General features: G+C 74.6%; 10 protein-coding genes. 5 read left to right on the forward strand and 5 right to left on the reverse strand.

Features of this window, described 5'->3' with window-relative positions; translation table 11 throughout:
- Nucleotides 1-31: 31 nt before the first annotated feature.
- The 4 genes from ACFVHO_RS02175 to ACFVHO_RS02190 all read left to right on the forward strand — a co-directional run bounded on the left by ACFVHO_RS02175 (nucleotide 32) and on the right by ACFVHO_RS02190 (nucleotide 3,064).
- A complete protein-coding gene (locus ACFVHO_RS02175; RefSeq protein WP_385708910.1) occupies nucleotides 32-508 on the forward strand; it encodes an indole-3-glycerol phosphate synthase in 477 nt (158 codons plus the stop codon).
- 144 nt (nucleotides 509-652) lie between these two features.
- Complete coding sequence (gene murC / locus ACFVHO_RS02180; RefSeq protein WP_385708913.1) at nucleotides 653-2,038, forward strand: UDP-N-acetylmuramate--L-alanine ligase; 1,386 nt, start codon at nucleotides 653-655, stop codon at nucleotides 2,036-2,038.
- Nucleotides 2,039-2,081: 43 nt separating this feature from the next.
- Complete coding sequence (gene msrB, locus ACFVHO_RS02185; RefSeq protein WP_385708916.1) at nucleotides 2,082-2,489, forward strand: peptide-methionine (R)-S-oxide reductase MsrB; 408 nt, start codon at nucleotides 2,082-2,084, stop codon at nucleotides 2,487-2,489.
- A 47-nt stretch (nucleotides 2,490-2,536) separates the two neighbouring features.
- The gene (locus ACFVHO_RS02190) at nucleotides 2,537-3,064 is read left to right on the forward strand and encodes a hypothetical protein (RefSeq protein WP_385708919.1); all 528 of its coding nucleotides are present in this window, start codon (nucleotides 2,537-2,539) and stop codon (nucleotides 3,062-3,064) included.
- A 246-nt stretch (nucleotides 3,065-3,310) separates the two neighbouring features.
- Here ACFVHO_RS02190 and ACFVHO_RS02195 read toward each other — a convergent pair whose 3' ends face one another.
- On the reverse strand, nucleotides 3,311-6,730 hold the full coding sequence (locus ACFVHO_RS02195) for a tetratricopeptide repeat protein (RefSeq protein ID WP_385708922.1): 3,420 nt from the start codon (nucleotides 6,728-6,730) through the stop codon (nucleotides 3,311-3,313).
- A gap of 304 nt (nucleotides 6,731-7,034) precedes the next feature.
- Between ACFVHO_RS02195 and ACFVHO_RS02200 the strand changes: the two genes are divergently transcribed.
- The gene (locus ACFVHO_RS02200) at nucleotides 7,035-8,294 is read left to right on the forward strand and encodes a hypothetical protein (protein WP_385708924.1); all 1,260 of its coding nucleotides are present in this window, start codon (nucleotides 7,035-7,037) and stop codon (nucleotides 8,292-8,294) included.
- A 702-nt stretch (nucleotides 8,295-8,996) separates the two neighbouring features.
- Here the strand turns inward: ACFVHO_RS02200 and ACFVHO_RS02205 are convergent.
- The 4 genes from ACFVHO_RS02205 to ACFVHO_RS02220 all read right to left on the reverse strand — a co-directional run bounded on the left by ACFVHO_RS02205 (nucleotide 8,997) and on the right by ACFVHO_RS02220 (nucleotide 15,174).
- Nucleotides 8,997-11,204: a tetratricopeptide repeat protein gene (locus ACFVHO_RS02205; protein WP_385708927.1), complete on the reverse strand. Its 2,208-nt coding sequence runs from the start codon at nucleotides 11,202-11,204 to the stop codon at nucleotides 8,997-8,999.
- A gap of 517 nt (nucleotides 11,205-11,721) precedes the next feature.
- The gene (locus tag ACFVHO_RS02210) at nucleotides 11,722-12,990 is read right to left on the reverse strand and encodes a DUF1266 domain-containing protein (RefSeq protein WP_385708930.1); all 1,269 of its coding nucleotides are present in this window, start codon (nucleotides 12,988-12,990) and stop codon (nucleotides 11,722-11,724) included.
- Between the two features lie 109 nt (nucleotides 12,991-13,099).
- On the reverse strand, nucleotides 13,100-14,371 hold the full coding sequence (locus ACFVHO_RS02215; RefSeq protein ID WP_385708933.1) for a cytochrome P450: 1,272 nt from the start codon (nucleotides 14,369-14,371) through the stop codon (nucleotides 13,100-13,102).
- Nucleotides 14,368-15,174: an alpha/beta fold hydrolase gene (locus ACFVHO_RS02220; protein ID WP_385708935.1), complete on the reverse strand. Its 807-nt coding sequence runs from the start codon at nucleotides 15,172-15,174 to the stop codon at nucleotides 14,368-14,370. Before ACFVHO_RS02220 ends, ACFVHO_RS02215 begins: the two co-directional genes overlap by 4 nt.
- Nucleotides 15,175-15,187 lie beyond the last annotated feature (13 nt).

Here is a 15,187-nt window from a genome sequence, read left to right on the forward strand (position 1 = left end):
GCCCGGCCCACGGAGGAGAAGGGCGCCTGTCGTGTTCACAAGCGTATTGATGATCGAGAAGGCCCTGACGTCCGCCGACGTGGAGTTCGTCACCACCTTGCACAGCGACGAGCCGGTCACCTTCCATGTGCTGCTCCAGCCCCGCGGCGACCAGGCGGACCGCCTGCTGCGGGCCATCGACGACGTCGCCCTCGGCGAGCTCGACGAGGCCGTCCGCGAGGGCAAGGTGCCCGAGGGCCAGGACGCGGTGGCCCCGGCCGAGAGGGCGCTCCAGGTGTCCCTCGTCGCGCTGCGGGCGGCGGGCAGCCAGGCCGCGGGCCGCCTGATCGAGGACCACCCCCTGGACGCGCTCCAGGAGCTGGTCGACGACGTGGGCGCGGACGAGGTCATCGTGCTGACGGAGCCCCACCTGGTGGAGGAGTTCTTCCACCGCGACTGGGCCTCCCGGGCCCGCCACAAGGTGGGCGTACCGGTCCTGAAGCTCTTCGCGCACACACCTGAGGACTGAACGCGCGCCTCGGCGCCGCGCGGGGCGCCGGTCGCGGCCCGTCCGGCGTGCGACGCCGGGGCCGCGGGCCGATCGGCCAGGGGCGACGGGGCCCAGTAGGCTGGCCCCGCGCACGTGACCGTCCCACCCTCCGGAGAGAACTCGATGCCCACCGCCATGGACCGACCGCACTTCATCGGCATCGGCGGCGCCGGAATGTCGGGCATCGCGAAGATCCTCGCCCAGCGCGGCGCGAAGGTCGCCGGCAGCGACGCCAAGGACTCCGCCACCGCCGAGGCCCTGCGCGCCCTCGGCGCCCGGGTGCACATCGGCCATGCCGCCGACCACCTGGCCGACGACGCGACCTGCGTCGTCGTCTCCTCCGCGATCCGCGCCGACAACCCGGAACTGGCCCGCGCCGCCGAGCTCGGCATCCCGGTGGTGCACCGCTCGGACGCGCTGGCCTCGCTGATGGACGGCCTGCGCCCGATCGCCGTCGCGGGCACCCACGGCAAGACCACCACCACGTCGATGCTCGCGGTCAGCCTCGCCGCGCTCGGCCTGCGCCCCTCGTACGCGATCGGCGGCGACCTGGACGCGCCCGGCTCCAACGCCGACCACGGCAGCGGCGAGATCTTCGTGGCGGAGGCCGACGAGAGCGACCGCAGCTTCCACAAGTACGCGCCCGAGGTCGCCATCGTCCTCAACGTGGAGCTGGACCACCACGCCAACTACGCCTCGATGGACGAGATCCACGAGTCCTTCGAGACCTTCGCCGACCGGATCGTGCCCGGCGGGACGCTCGTCATCGCCGCGGACCACGAGGGCGCGAGGGAGCTGACCCGGCGCATCGTCAAGCGCAAGCCCGAGCTGCGGGTCGTCACCTACGGCGAGTCCGCCGACGCCGACGTGCGGATCACCGACGTCACCCCGCAGGGCCTCAAGAGCGACGTGACCGCCGTCATCGACGGCACCGAGCTGCGCTTCGCCGTCTCCGTGCCCGGCCGGCACTACGCGCACAACGCCGTCGCCGCCCTCGCCGCGGGCGTCGCCCTCGGCATCCCGGCCGCCGAGCTGGCCCCCGCCCTGGCCTCGTACACGGGCGTGAAGCGCCGCCTCCAGCTCAAGGGCGAGACCGCCGGAGTGCAGGTCGTCGACTCCTACGCGCACCACCCGACGGAGATGACCGCCGACCTGGAGGCCATGCGCGGCGCCGCCGCCGACGCCCGCCTCCTGGTGCTCTTCCAGCCGCACCTGTTCTCCCGCACCCAGGAGCTGGGCACGGAGATGGGCCAGGCCCTGGCGCTCGCCGACGCCTCCGTGGTCCTGGACATCTACCCGGCCCGCGAGGACCCGATCCCCGGCGTGACCAGCGACCTCATCATCGACGCCGCGCGCGCGGCGGGCGCCGACGTGCGGGCCGTGGCCGACAAGGACGCGGCACCCGCGGTGATCGCGGGAATGGCGCGGCCCGGCGATCTCGTTCTCACCATGGGAGCGGGCGACGTCACCGACCTCGGCCCGCTGATCCTGGCCGAGCTGTCGAAGTAGCCCGCCCCGGCGGGCCGGAATGTCCACGAAGGGGATGCGACCCATGTCGTACGACGTCGAGAAGCCCGACGAGCAGTGGCGCGCGGAGCTGACCCCCGCCGAGTACCAGGTCCTTCGCCAGGCCGGCACGGAGCCCGCGTTCCGGGGCGAGTACACCGACACCACCACCAAGGGCGTCTACTCCTGCCGGGCCTGCGGCGCGGAGCTGTTCACGTCGAACGAGAAGTTCGAGTCGCACTGCGGCTGGCCGAGCTTCTACGACCCGCGGGACTCCGAGGCCGTCGAGCTGATCCAGGACACCTCGCACGGCATGGTCCGCACCGAGGTGCGCTGCGCCCGGTGCGGCTCGCACCTCGGGCACGTCTTCGAGGGCGAGGGCTACCCGACGCCGACGGACCAGCGGTACTGCATCAACTCCATCTCGCTGCGGCTGACCGCCGACGAGAGCTGACCTGATCCCGGCTCGGTGGCGCCGTGGCCCCCGGCTAGCGTGAGGGCATGTCGACCACGGGGGCCCGCGGGCCGGTTGGAGTGAGCTGTCCCGGCTGTGGCGGCGCGGACGTCGCCGCGGTGCGGGAGGCCGCGGGCGGCCGCGGAGCCGCCCGCAAGGAGCTGGCGGCGCGGCTCGCCAAGGGGCCGGGCAAGTCCGGTGACGGACTGCTGCACTTCGCCGAGGGCATGGTGCTCGTCGGGCTCTCCCTCGGCTGGGCGTGGATGGGGACGGACCCGGAGAAGCCGCTGTACGTCTGGGGCGGGATCGTCCTCGCCGTGCTCCTGTTCATCGCCACGATCGTCGTGGTGCGCGGCGACGGACGCGAGAAAGCCGCGGAGCGGGCCGGTGCGGCGCGCGCCGACGCGCTCTGGGACCCCGCGCACTACTGCCGCGGGTGCGAGTCCGTGTTCTGCCCCCAAGGGGAGCCGTGGTCGGGCCTGCTGACGCCGGAGCAGTTCAAGCGCCTCGTGTGGGACGAGGCCGGGTACGCCGACCAACTGCCGCCGGGGGAGCGGGGGAACGGGGCGAATTGAGGGGTGCAGAGGGGTTACAGAGGGGCGTGTTACGGGAGTTTGGTCGTGCGCCGGTAGTGCGCTCCCGTGCGCCGTGAGATTTCCTCGAACGAGGCGTTCCGGTTCTGTGTTTACCTAGCTACGGTGTTTGTCAACTCGGGGGCGACGTTCATTCAAGTACAAGAAACATGGAGTCGCACGTGAACTCTGCACGACGCTCGAACGCGCACGACCTCTCCGCCCCGCTGCCGGGCGAGGAGAGCATCTTCATGTGGATCTGGCGGGGCTAGTCGCCCCGGGCTCCGCGAGGGCGAGGCGGAGATCCCGCGCCCGCCCGGCACAGTCGAGCCGCTCGTACAAATCCAGCGCGTCCTCCGCGAAACCCCGTGCGGAGGACGCGTCCTGCGTGTGCGGGGCCGTGCGGGCGAGGCCGTCGAGGGACCGGGCCGTCGCCAGCGGGCTGCCGACCTCACGGGCCAGGCGCAGCGCCTCGCGGAGCGCGTCGAGCGCCGCCTCGTACCGGCCGAGCAGCCGCAGCGCCGTGCCGGTGCCGAGGAGCGCGGCCTGCAGGTCGAAGGGGCTGCCGACGCTGCGGGCGATGCGCTCCGCCTCCGCGAAGTGCCACAGCGCCTCGCCGGGCCGCCGGTTCCCGGTGTACGCCGAGCCCAGGCTGATCAGGGTGTCCGACTCGCCCCGCGCGTCGCCCGCCGCGCGGTAACTGGTCAGGGCGCGGCGGAAGTACGTGAGGGCCTGCTCCACCTGGCCGGTGGCCTCGCAGACGCTGCCCAGGTTCGAGAGCAGGTTCGCGCGCTCCTGCCTGCCCCCGACGCGGTGGGCCAGGCGCAGGGAACGCTCGAAGTGGGCGCGGGCCTCGTCGTGGCGGCCGTCGAGCCGGTACACCTCGCCCACGTTGTTCAACGCCCGCAACTGGCCGTACAGGGAGCCGGTGTCCTCGTGGATGCGCAGCACCGCGCGGAACTGCTCCAGGGCCTCCCGGTGGCGGCCCGCCGCGTGCAGCGCCACCCCCATCATGTTGACCACGTCCGCCCGGCCGCACGCGTCGTCGACGCGCTCGTACAGGGTGTGCGCCGCCCGCAGCACCCGCAGGCACAGGCCGCCCCGGCCCGCGGCGAAGTGGGCCCGGCCGGACTGGAACAACGCGTCCGCGCGGCCGCGGACGTCGTTCAAGTCCTGAAAGAGCAACAGCGCCTCGGTCGCCCGGTGCAGGGCCTTGGCGTGGTCCTTCTGCGTCAGTACGTCGGCGTGCTCGACCAGGGTGCGGGCCAGCGCCACCCGGTCCTCGCGCAGCCGGGCCGCGGCCACCGCCGCCTCGAACAGCTCCGCCGCCAGGTCCCAGGTACCCCACAGGCGCAGCGACTTGGCCAGGACGTGCGGGAACAGCACCGCGTGCTCCGGCGACTGCGCGGCCGCCGCGCGAGCCACGGCGAGCAGATTGCCGCGCTCCACGCTCAGCCAGGCCGCGGCCTCGTCCGCGCCGTCGGCCGCGTCGCCGCTCGTGTCGCCGCCGCCGAAGTCCGGGGCGTACGGGCAGGCCAGGTGCGGGCCCGGCGGCAGGACGCGGCGGTGCGGGTCGACGCGGACCGCCGCGCGGTACGCCCCCGTCAGATAGCAGTTGAACAGCCGCGCGAGCGCCGCGCGGCGGGCGGAGTGCGGCTCGTCGCGGGTGCACATCCGCAGGCCGAAGGCGCGGGTGAGGTCGTGCAGGCGGTAGCGGTCGGCCACCGGCTCCTCGACGAGGTTGCGGTCGAGGAGCTGATCGAGGATCTTGCGGGTGCGGGCGGTCTCCAGGGGCGGGTCGGGGGCGGCCTGCTCGGCCCCGCGCGCCGCACCGGTGTGCTCCGCCGCGAGCGCCGTCGCCGCGCGCAGCGTGATGTCCGGGCCCGGGTGGAGCGCGAGGCGGCGCAGCAACCTGGCCGCCTGCGGGGGCAGTTCGGTGTACGAGAGGGAGAAGGCCGACGCCACCGCGTCGCTGTCGAACTCGTCGAGCGGGTCGGTCGCCTGGACGAGCCGGTCCGTCAGGTGGTCCAGGCTCCAGGAGTCCCGGTGCCGGAACTGGCTCGCGAGGAGCTGGAGCGCGAGCGGGTGGTGGCCGCACGCGGCGACGGTCCGCGTGAGCGCCGAGGCGTCGGCGGGCAGCCGGCCCGCCCCGGCGACGCGCGTGAACAGCGTCGCGGCCTCCGCCGTGGACAGCACCTCCAAGTACAGCGGCGTCGCCCCGGCCAGGCCGGTGAGCCGGTTCCTGCTGGTCACAAGGACACGGCAGGACGCGGCGCCGGGCAGGAGCGGACGGACCTGCTCGGCGTCGCGGGCGTTGTCGAGGACCACGAGGACGCGCCGCCGCGCCGTCCACTCCCGCCAGCGCGTCACCCGCGCGTCAAGCGAACCGGGCAGCTCGCCCGTGAGCCCGGCCGCGTGCAGCAGGACGGCGAGCGCCTCGGCCGGGTCGTACGGGGGCAGCGCGCCGTACCCGCGCAGGTCCACGTAGAACTGGCCGTCCGGGCAGGCAGCGCGCAGACGGTGCGCGGCGTGCAGCGCGAGCGAGGTCTTGCCGACGCCGGGCATGCCGTGGATGACGGTGAGGGGGAGGGAGGTGCGGGGGGCCGGGTCGGTGAGGGTGGTGGGGTCGGCGGGTCCGCTGACGGCGGGTCCGGCGGCCGGGCTGCCTCCGGTGAACTCGCCCAGAAGTACGCGTAGTTCGCTCGCGCGGCCGGTGAAGTCCCGTGCGTCGCGGGGGAGGTTGCTGCGGGGGCCGTTGCCGCTGTCCCGGCCGTCCTTCTCGGGGGTTCCTTCCTCCGTGCCGCTGCTGCCCTGGCCTTCCTGCTCCGGTGCGCCCGGGAGCGGGGCCGACGCGCGCGGCCCGTCGGCGGCGGACGCGGTGGGCGACGGGTGACCCCGCACGTCCGGCGTGGTCGTCATCAGCGCGCGGTCCTGTTCGAGGATGCGCAGGTGCAGCTCCTGGAGTTCGGCGCAGGGCTCGATGCCCTGGCCGCTCTGCAGCCGGGCCCGGGTGGCGCGGTACAGGCCGAGGGCCTCGTCGTCCCGGCCCGAGCGGTACAGGGCCAGCATCAGGGCGGCGACGACCCGTTGGGCCAGGGGGTTCTGGGCGGCCAGCTCGCGCAGTTCGCCGATGAGGTCGGCGTGCCGGCCGAGGTCGAGCTCAAGGCGGATGCGTTCCTCGCGCACCCGGCGGTGGTCCTCCAGGAGGCGGGCGCGCGCCGACCGCGCCCAGGCGCCGGTGAACTCCGTCAACGGCTCGCCCCGCCACAGCGATTCGGCGGTGCGGAGCAGGTCGACGGCGCGCCCGCTGTCGCCCTGCCGGGCGGTCACCGCGGCCTCGGTGCGCAGCCGCCGGTAGCGCAGCAGGTCGACGGCGTCCGGCGCGATCCGTAATCGGTAGAGGCGCGGCGCGTACCGCTCCAGGGCGGCCTGTTCGCCCGCCGCCCGGGTCAGCCGCGAACGCAGCCGCGACAGATAGCTCTGCAGGGTGTCCTGGGCGGTACGGGGCGGCTCGTCGTCCCACACGCGGTCCATCAGGGTGTCCAGGGAGACCGGCTCGCCGTGGGCGTGCACCAGGACCGCGAGCACACAGCGTTCCTTCGGCGACCCCAGCTCGCAGCGCAGGCCGTCCTGCCAGAGTTCCAGCGGCCCGAGGGCCCGTAAGTCCACCGTCACCCCCGATGGGCGCACGCCCGGCGGGCACACCGCACCGCCGCTGTCGGCCGTCCCGCACGCGTGTCCATGGGCGGAACATTCCCCCGACCGGCCCGGTGAATCTCAACACACGTTGCGAACAAGGGAGTTGGGGTGCGGGTGGTGCGCGCCGGTGCGAGCCGGAGTACTGGCCTATGCCCTCGGCGAGCGGCACTCGGACTGCAGGATTCCTGCAACCCGGCCATCCAGTCCCGCCCGGCACGCTGGGCGCGTCCGAGCGACACCGCCGGTCCGACGGCGGAGAACCGGGGGAAACGACATGAGTGTGACGATGCTGGAGGCGTACGGGCAACCCGTGCCCGTGCGCCCGGACGTGGAACGCTGGGCCACCCGGCCCGTCAGGCGACGCGTACTCGCCGTGGTGCACACGGTGACGTCGGGGCGGCGGCTCCTCGACGCGGTGCGGCTCCTGGAGGGCGACTGGCGGGTGCAGGTGTTCTTCACCGCGGCGCCCGACGTGTTCAGCGGCGGGGTGGCCGACTTCCTCGACGAGCTGCGGGCCCTGGTCCTGCCGTGGAGCCAGGCCGTGCAGACCGTCTTCGACCTCGCGCTCGCGGCCGGCCACGGCGGCCTGCACGAACTGCACGCGCCGGTGGTCGTGCTGCCGCACGGCGCCGGACACAACAAGATCGTGCGGGCCCGGCGGGGCGGGGCCGTCGCCGCGCGGGGCGTGTACGGGCTGAGCAGGCAGCGGCTCGTACGGGACGGGTCGGTCGTCCCCGAGGCGATCGTCCTCGCCCACCGCGAGGAGCTGGCGCGGCTCGGCCGCGAATGCCCGGAGGCGGTGCCCGTCGCCGAGGTCGTCGGCGACCCCTGCTTCGACCGCGTCATCGCGAGCAGGCCCGCGCGGGCGCTGTACCGGCAGGCCCTGCGCACCGGTGCCGGGCAGCGGCTCGTCCTCGTCTGCTCCACCTGGGGCCCGGGCTCGCTCCTCGGCTCCTGCGGCCGCGAGCTGATCGAGCGGCTCATGGCCGAACTGCCGCCCGCGGACTACCGGGTGGCGGCGCTGCTGCACCCCCACGTGTGGCACTCCCACAGCGAATGGCAGGTCCGCAGCTGGTTCGCGGGGCTCAGCCGGGACGGGCTCGGCGTCGTCAGCCCCCGCGCCGACTGGGTCGGCGCGCTCGTCGCCGCCGACTTCGTCGTGGGCGACCACGGCTCCGTGTCCCTGTACGGCGCCATGACCGGGCGGCCTGTGCTGCTCGCCTGCCTGCCGGACGCCGATGTGGACCCCGGCTCGCCGATGGCCGAACTCGGCTCGTTCGCGCCCCGGCTGCACGACGACAAGCCGGTACGCCGACAGCTCGCGCGCGCCGTCGCGACGTACCGTGCGGACCTGCACGAGCGGGTTGCCGCCCGCATCAGCTCCGAGCCCGGTCGCTTCGCGCGCAAGATGCGCGCCCTGCTCTACCGCAAGCTGCGGCTGCGGCCGCCCGGCGGCCTCCCCGCCACGGAGCCTGCCGGGCTGCCTCGTGTCCTGGCGTACGACGAGCCGGGGAGCGTCGCGTCATGGCGCTGACCGCCCAGCTGACGGCCACCGCCGTGGTGGGGTCCGTCGAGCGCGTCCGGGTGACGCTGCGGTGCCCCGGACGCGGTGCGGACTTCGTGGACGAGCACCTCCGGGTGGCGCTGCCCGCGCCGGGGGGCTGGGGGCGGCTCGGGGACGTGCTCCACGAGGAGTCGGCTGCGCCGGGGCGGGTGGGGTGGGTTGCTTCCCGGTACCCGGGGGCGTTGGTCGTGGCCGTGTATGACGGGGAGGTGTGTCGCCTTCGGGTCGGGCCGCGTGGTCGCGAGGTGATGCTGCGCGCGGGCCCGTGCCCGGGGGGTGGAGTGGTGCCGCCCTGGCCGGTGTTCGCGTCGCTGGCGCATGCGTTGGCCGCTGCGGGTGTGGGGGGTTTTCCGCCGCTACCGCGGCGGATGTCTCCCACCCCGCCCACCCGTTTCCAGTTGACCGGATGGTGACCGTGTCCTGTGGGGGTTGCTCGCCGTTGGCGGCTGCGGTGCGGCTGCGGTGCGGCTGCGGTGCGGCTGCGGTGCGGCTGCGGTGCGGCTGCGGTGCGGTGCGGGGAGTCCTGCCCCTAGCGCTGTGGGCAAATCGTGACGCAGGGCGATAGGGGTCTCCCCTGGTCGAGCGGAGTCGAGAGCTCGGGGAAGGGTGGGCACAGCCCCGGCCGACGGAGCCGGCGCGGCGGTGTGTGCTGCTTCTCCGGCATGGGGGCGGTCACGGTTCCGGTAGGGCCTCCAGGTGGGACCTGGCCGTTCTCGCGTCCGGGGACGTGGCGCGGCCTGCCGTGCCGTAGAGGGTGAGGGCCTCGGTGTAGTGGGTGCGGGCCGTGGTCGGGTCGGCGCGGTGTTCGGCCAGTTCTGCCAGGGCGTGCAGGGTGCGGGCCGTTTCGTAGGCGGCCGACATGGCGCGGAGGGTGGTGAGGGCGGGGGACAGGTGTGACTCGGCCAGGTCGGGTTCGTCGCGGGCCAGGTGGGCGCGGCCGAGGAGGACGGAGGCGCGGGCCGCGTTGTACGTGTCGCCCGCGTCCCGCAGCGTCGCGTGCGCGGCGGTCGCGTGCCGGGCCGCCTCGGTGGGGCGGCGCCGGGTGAGGGCCACGTCGGCGAGGTTCAGACGGGCGAGGCCGCCCGCGCGGACGTCGCCGACGCCCGGCAGGGCCTCCGCGGCCCGGGTGAAGTACCGCGCCGCCTCGTCGAGCCGCCCGAGCCGCTGGTGGGCCAGGCCCCGGTAGTTGAGCGTACGGGCGTGGCCGAGGGCGTCGCCGTCGGCCCGGAACTGGCGGGCCGCGCGCTCGAACATCGACAAGGCCCGCTCGTGGCAGCCCATGCCCAGCTCGCCCACGCCCCCGGAGGTGAGCATCCGGCACTGCGCCACCGTGTCGCGGAGCCCCTCGGCCGCGGCGAGGCCCTCGTCGTGCGCGGCCCGCCACTCCGCGTAGAACTTGCGGCGCAGGAACAGTGGCCACAGGGCGTCGGCGAGCTGCCAGGTGACCGTGGGGAAGACGGTTCGGGCGAGGCGCAACACCGCCATCAGGTTGGGAAGTTCGCGCTCCTGCCAGTCCAGGGCCGCCTCCGTGCCCGCGCTGAACTCCTCCGTGAGCACCGGGCCGGGGCCGTGGTCGCGGGCCAGCGTGCGGTGCTGCGGGTCGACGGCCCACTCCGCCGCGGTCGCCGTGGCGAGATAGTGGTCGGCGATCCGGCGCAGCGCCGCCGCACGCTCCCACTGCGGCTCGTCCTGCACGGCCTTCGCCGCCGCGTGCAGCCGGACCAGGTCGTGGAAGCGGTGGCGGTCCTCCTCGGCGTCGGTGAGCAGGTTCGCCTCGTGCAGCAGGTCGAGGAGTGCGCGGGCCTCGGCGGCGCAGGGGGAGGCGGCCGCCGGTTCGGGCCGCGCGGGCCGGGGCGGTGCCCCCGCGCCGCCGGGCCCCGGGTCGGGGCGGGCCAGCGCGGCGATCGCCACGGCGTCGCCGAACTCCGTGCCGGGGTGCAGGCCGAGCAGCCGGTACAGCCGCGCGGCCTCCGGCGGCAGTTCCTGGTACGTGAGGTCGAGGGCCGCCCGCACGTTGTGGTCGCCGTCGATCGCCAACCCCTCCAGCCGGTCGTGCTCCGCGGTGAGCGCCCGCACCATCGTGGTGATCCCGCGCCGGGGCCGGGCCGCGAGCCGCGCCCCGGCGACCCGCACCGCGAGCGGCAGCCCCGCGCACAACTCGACCAGGGCGCGGGCCTGTTCGGGCTGCGCGTCCACCCGGTCGTCGGCGAGCGTGGCGGCGAGCAGCTCCACGGCCTCGTCCACGCCGAGCGGCTCCAACTGCACCGAGTGGCAGCCGTCCACGGTCAGGCCCGGCATCCGCCAGCGACTGGTCACGGCGGTCACGCCGGTGCCGCCCGGAACGAGCGGGCGGACCTGCGCGGCAGACGCGGCGTCGTCCAGGAGCACCACGAGCCGTAGCTCCGACGTCAACGAGCGGTACAGCGCGGCCCGTTCGGCCAGCCCGGCGGGTACCTGCGCGGCCGGTACGCCGAGTGCGCGCAGGAACCGGCCGATGACCTCGCCCGGGTCGGCGGGGCCGCTGGGCGACTGGGCGCCCAGGTCCGCGTACAACTGTCCGTCGGGGAAGTCCGCGCGCAGCGCGTGCAGCCAGGCCAGCGCCAGCGCGGTCTTGCCGACGCCGCCCAGGCCGCTGACCGCGACCAGCGTGTGGTGGCCCGCGTGGCCGGACGTGCGGCGCTGGCGTTCGAGCAGGCGCAGTTCGGCGGTGCGGTCGGTGATGCGGGCGGGGGGTGGCAGCTGCCAGGGCGGGCGGGGTGGTGGGTGCGGGGTCGTCGGCGGCTGGATGTGGATGCCGCCGTACACCGTCTGCGCCTGTACGGCGGGACCGTGCACCGTCCCGCTCAACTCGTTCTGGCCGCCCTGCTCCTGCCCCCGCACCGAGCACCCCCTCCACCGCGTACCGGCTTCCCGCGCCGTGCTGAGGGCATCCTTTCCGTACGCGCGATCGATATCCGCGGGGTGGCCGGGGGCGGGCCGGAGGCGTCCGAAACGCGCCCCCTCCGGGCGGGGATCCGTCGTGCCCTCGCCCCGGAGGACTGACGCCGCCCCGGGGCCGCGGCGCCCGCCTGGCCGTGGGCTGTACCCACCCTTCCCCGAGCTCTCGGCTCCGCGAGCGCAGGGGAGACCCCTATCGCCCTGCGGCACGATGGCCCACAGCGGTGGGAGAGCCAGTGGTGGGCCACACGGAACCCACACCCACAGCGGTGGCCGGTGCGGCTGCGGCAGCGGACGCGTCACCGTGCCGCCACGGCCGCACCCGCAGTCGCCGACGATGGCAAGCCCCCACTGGAGACGGTCACCCTGCGGCCGACTGGAAAGGGGATGGGGGTCCCCCTGCTCTTTAAGAGCTTGGGGGAGGGTGGGAAATTGATCCGCCGCGGTAGCGGCGGGAAGGTCACAGAAAGGGGACCCGCAGCCACGGGCTGTCCGGGTCCGACGTCAGGGCGTGGTGTGCGCGCAGCACAGACGTGTACCACGTGCCGAACTCCTCCTCGTCGAAGTGGAGACACCGCCCCAGGACGTATCCCGCGGAGAACTCCTCCCAGGAGGCGTACGCCGCGCGGGCCTCGTGGGCGACGCGTTCGAGGGCGGTGACCAGCTCGGTGTGGGTGGCGTAGCGGGCACCGCGGCCCCAGCGGGCCATCTTGGAGGCGCGGCCGAGGTCCCAGGCCGCGACGGTGGCGACGTGACCGTCAGGCGGGAGCAGTCCGTCGGCGCGGAACCGGGCCTCGTAGCGCAGGACCTTGCCGACCAGGGCGCGCAGCGCGTCGACGAACTGGTCCAGCTCCGGATCGTCGCCGGGGCGGTGCGGGACGTCGGGCCCTCCGGTCTCGACGACGCGGTTGCGCAGGGTCACCTCGACGCAGCGGCGCCACAGCTCCGCGTCGACCGGCGGGCCCTGCTCGGCGAGCACGGCGGTGCGGGCGCCGAGGACGAAGTCCCAGTACCAGGGGCTGACTTCACGGTCCAGGAGGCGTTCCTGCACGCCGTGCCACTCCTCGCGGTCCCGCACGCCCCACCACTCCTCCAGGCGCGCCACCTCGTTGGTGTACCCCGCGCCGTGCCAGTCGAGGGTGTTCCAGGGCGCGCCGTTGGCGAAGCAGAGGTGGGCGCCGCAGGCCAGGCCGTGCAGGACGGGGCCGTCCGGCGCCCCGGTGCGGCGGGTGTCCACGCGGTCGTCGATCCGGCCCGGGCGGTGGTGTTCGTCGTGCAGGTCGGCCCAGACCTGCCGCTCCTCCTCGGTGGTGAGGTAGTACTGCTCGCACGGCGTCTGGGTGTTGACCACCATGACGTCGATCCCGTCGGGGCCCTCGGGCCACTGCCGCGCGAGGGTGCCGAGCGTGACGTACTCGTACACGACGTCGGGGTGCGGTCGCGGCAGCAGCCCCGCGGTGTACACCTGCGCCACCCTGCGGCCGTCGGGGACCTCCACGCTGAACAGGGGCGGGGCGTCCGGCGCCGCCGCGAGGTCCGTGAGCGGCACCGGCCGGTACAGGCCCTCGACGGCGAGCGCCCGCAGATAGCCGTAGCCGTCCTCGGCCTCGACCAGCTCGTACAGGTGCTCCTCCAGATCGGCGGGCGCCTGCCAGCGGGTGCCGTCCTGGGGCGCCGGGACGACCGGGAACACGTCGTCGTGGTAGTCGTCTTCGGCTGCCGCGTACATGGCCGGATGCTCGCTTCCGTGCTGGGGATGATCTTTCCCGAACGGTATCCGACGAGGCGCGGGGCCCTCTTTCAGTCCACCACTTCAGCCCACCACTCAGCTCACCACCTCAGTCCACCACCCGCAGGGGCAGCGACTTGAGGCTGTTGATGAAGTGCGAGACGAGGCGGACCGGAGGACCGGCCAGCCGCGGCCGCGGCACGGCGGCCAGGAACTCCTCGTAGAAGACGGCCAGTTGCAGCCGTGCGAAGTGCGCGCCCAGGCAGACGTGCGGGCCGCCGCCGAACGACACGTGCGGGTTCGGCGTCCGCCGCAGGTCGAGCCGGTCGGGTTCGGCGAAGACCCGCTCGTCGCGGTTGGCCGAGGCGTGGAAGACGACGACCTTGTCGCCGCGCCGGACCGGCCTCCCGGCGAGGTCGGTGTCGCGGGCCGCCGTCCGCCGGAAGCTCAGCACCGGCGGATGCCAGCGCAGCAGCTCCTCCACCGCGCCGGACACCGGAGCCGCCCCCGACCGCAGCGCGCCCAGCTGGTCCGGATGCTCGACGAGGGCGAGCACCCCGCCGGGCGCGGCACCGCGCACCGTGTCGTTGCCCGCGACGGTGAGCAGGAAGAAGAACATCTCCAGCTCGCCCGCGGCCAGTTCGGGCGTGGTGGCGAGCGCCGTGAGGATGTCGTCGCCGGGGTGGCGGCGCTTGTGCGCGGCGAGTTCCGTGGCGTACGCGAACATGTCCGCCAGCATCGCCGGTGACCGCGGATTCACCGGCCGCCCGTCCGGGCCGAGTACCGGCTCGCCCGCCTCGTCCGGGTCCTGGTAGCCGATGACCCGCTGCGTCCAGTGGAGCAGCAGCCCCCGGTCGCTCTCCGGTACGCCGAGCAGGTCCGCGAGGTTCAGGAGCGCGTAGTCGTCGGTGACCGCGGGCACCAGGTCGCAGCGGCCGTCCCCGGCGCGGGCCCCGGCCACCGCCCGCCCGAGGAGCGTCCGGGCCCGCTCCCGGGCCCGCTCCTCGAAGCGGGCGATCCGGCGCGGTGTGAAGGCGCGGCTCACCAGCGTGCGCAGCCGGCCGTGGCCGGGCGGATCCTGATTGAGCATCATGCGGCGGATGAAGGGCAGATCCTCCGGGTCCGGGTCGCGGATCTGGGTGGCGCCGAGGTACGAGGAGTACGTCGCCGCGTCCTTGAGGACCGCCGTCACGTCCGCGTGCCGTGTCACCGCCCAGAACCCGGGCCCCGCGGGCCAGCCGAGCACGGCTGGTTCCTCCTGCCGGGCGACGGGGTGGTGGTCGCGCAGGACCCGGTAGCGGTCGTACGGGACGCCGTCGGCGTACAGGCGCGGGTCGAAGACGTCGGGGAGCGCGGCGGCGGGACCGGGCGGTGGGGTCATGCGTCGGGGGTGCCGGGAGTGGCGCGTGCCGTGCCGTCGTCGGCCCGCAGGAAGTCCTCCACGGCGCGGATCAGGTCGAGCGGCGCCTCGTCCATCGCGTAGTGCCCGGCGCCCGGCAGGTCCACCAGCTCGCCGCGCGCGAACCAGGTCAGCCAGGTCTGCCGCATCAGGTCCGCCGACAGGGCCGGGTCCAGGGCGCCGGTGACGGCGAGCGCGGGCACCTGGCAGTTGTCGAGGCGCGCGTGGAAGTCGTCGCCCGTCCAGGAGTCGAGCCAGGCACGGAACGCCTTGGCGTCGCTGCACGCGAGGGAGCGGGCGACCATGCGGCCGAGCCAGGCGTCCGGACGGACCCCGCCCGTCGTCACGTCGATGATGGCGCGCCGGTTCTCCGGCCGGTGCGCCGCCGACGCGAAGAGCTCGCCCTGCTCGGGCGGCAGCGGCAGGCCCGACGCGGGCACCGGCGAGATGCCCACGATCCGCCGCACCCGCTGCGGCGCGATCGTCACCACGCGTTGCGCCACGCTCCCGCCCATCGAGTGCCCGACCACCGAGAACCGCTCCCACCCGAGCCGGTCGGCCAGGTCGACGAGGTCGGCGGCCCCTTCGGCGGTGGTGTACGAGCCGACGGCGTCCTTGGCCTCGCCGTACCCCCGCAGATCCACCAGGGCGTACTGGAAGGCGTCGGTGTCGAGGTCGGCGAGCAGCGGCGCGTACGCCGAGCGGTCCGCGAACCAGCCGTGCACGGCAAGCACCTTGTGAGGGCCTTCGCCGACCAGCTGATGAGGAAGCATGAAGGTGGTCACGACCGTCACCATG

It is taken from the genome of Streptomyces sp. NPDC127108 (genome assembly GCF_042677545.1).
GTDB lineage: Bacteria > Actinomycetota > Actinomycetes > Streptomycetales > Streptomycetaceae > Streptomyces.

What these genes read in the sequence shown, in the direction of transcription:
- murC (WP_385708913.1), top strand. Translation starts at nt 653, where the DNA reads ATGCCCACCGCCATGGACCGACCGCACTTCATCGGCATCGGCGGCGCC.
- msrB (WP_385708916.1), top strand. Translation starts at nt 2,082, where the DNA reads ATGTCGTACGACGTCGAGAAGCCCGACGAGCAGTGGCGCGCGGAGCTG.
- ACFVHO_RS02190 (WP_385708919.1), top strand. Translation starts at nt 2,537, where the DNA reads ATGTCGACCACGGGGGCCCGCGGGCCGGTTGGAGTGAGCTGTCCCGGC.
- ACFVHO_RS02200 (WP_385708924.1), top strand. Translation starts at nt 7,035, where the DNA reads ATGAGTGTGACGATGCTGGAGGCGTACGGGCAACCCGTGCCCGTGCGC.
- ACFVHO_RS02210 (WP_385708930.1), bottom strand. Translation starts at nt 12,990, where the DNA reads ATGTACGCGGCAGCCGAAGACGACTACCACGACGACGTGTTCCCGGTC.
- ACFVHO_RS02215 (WP_385708933.1), bottom strand. Translation starts at nt 14,371, where the DNA reads ATGACCCCACCGCCCGGTCCCGCCGCCGCGCTCCCCGACGTCTTCGAC.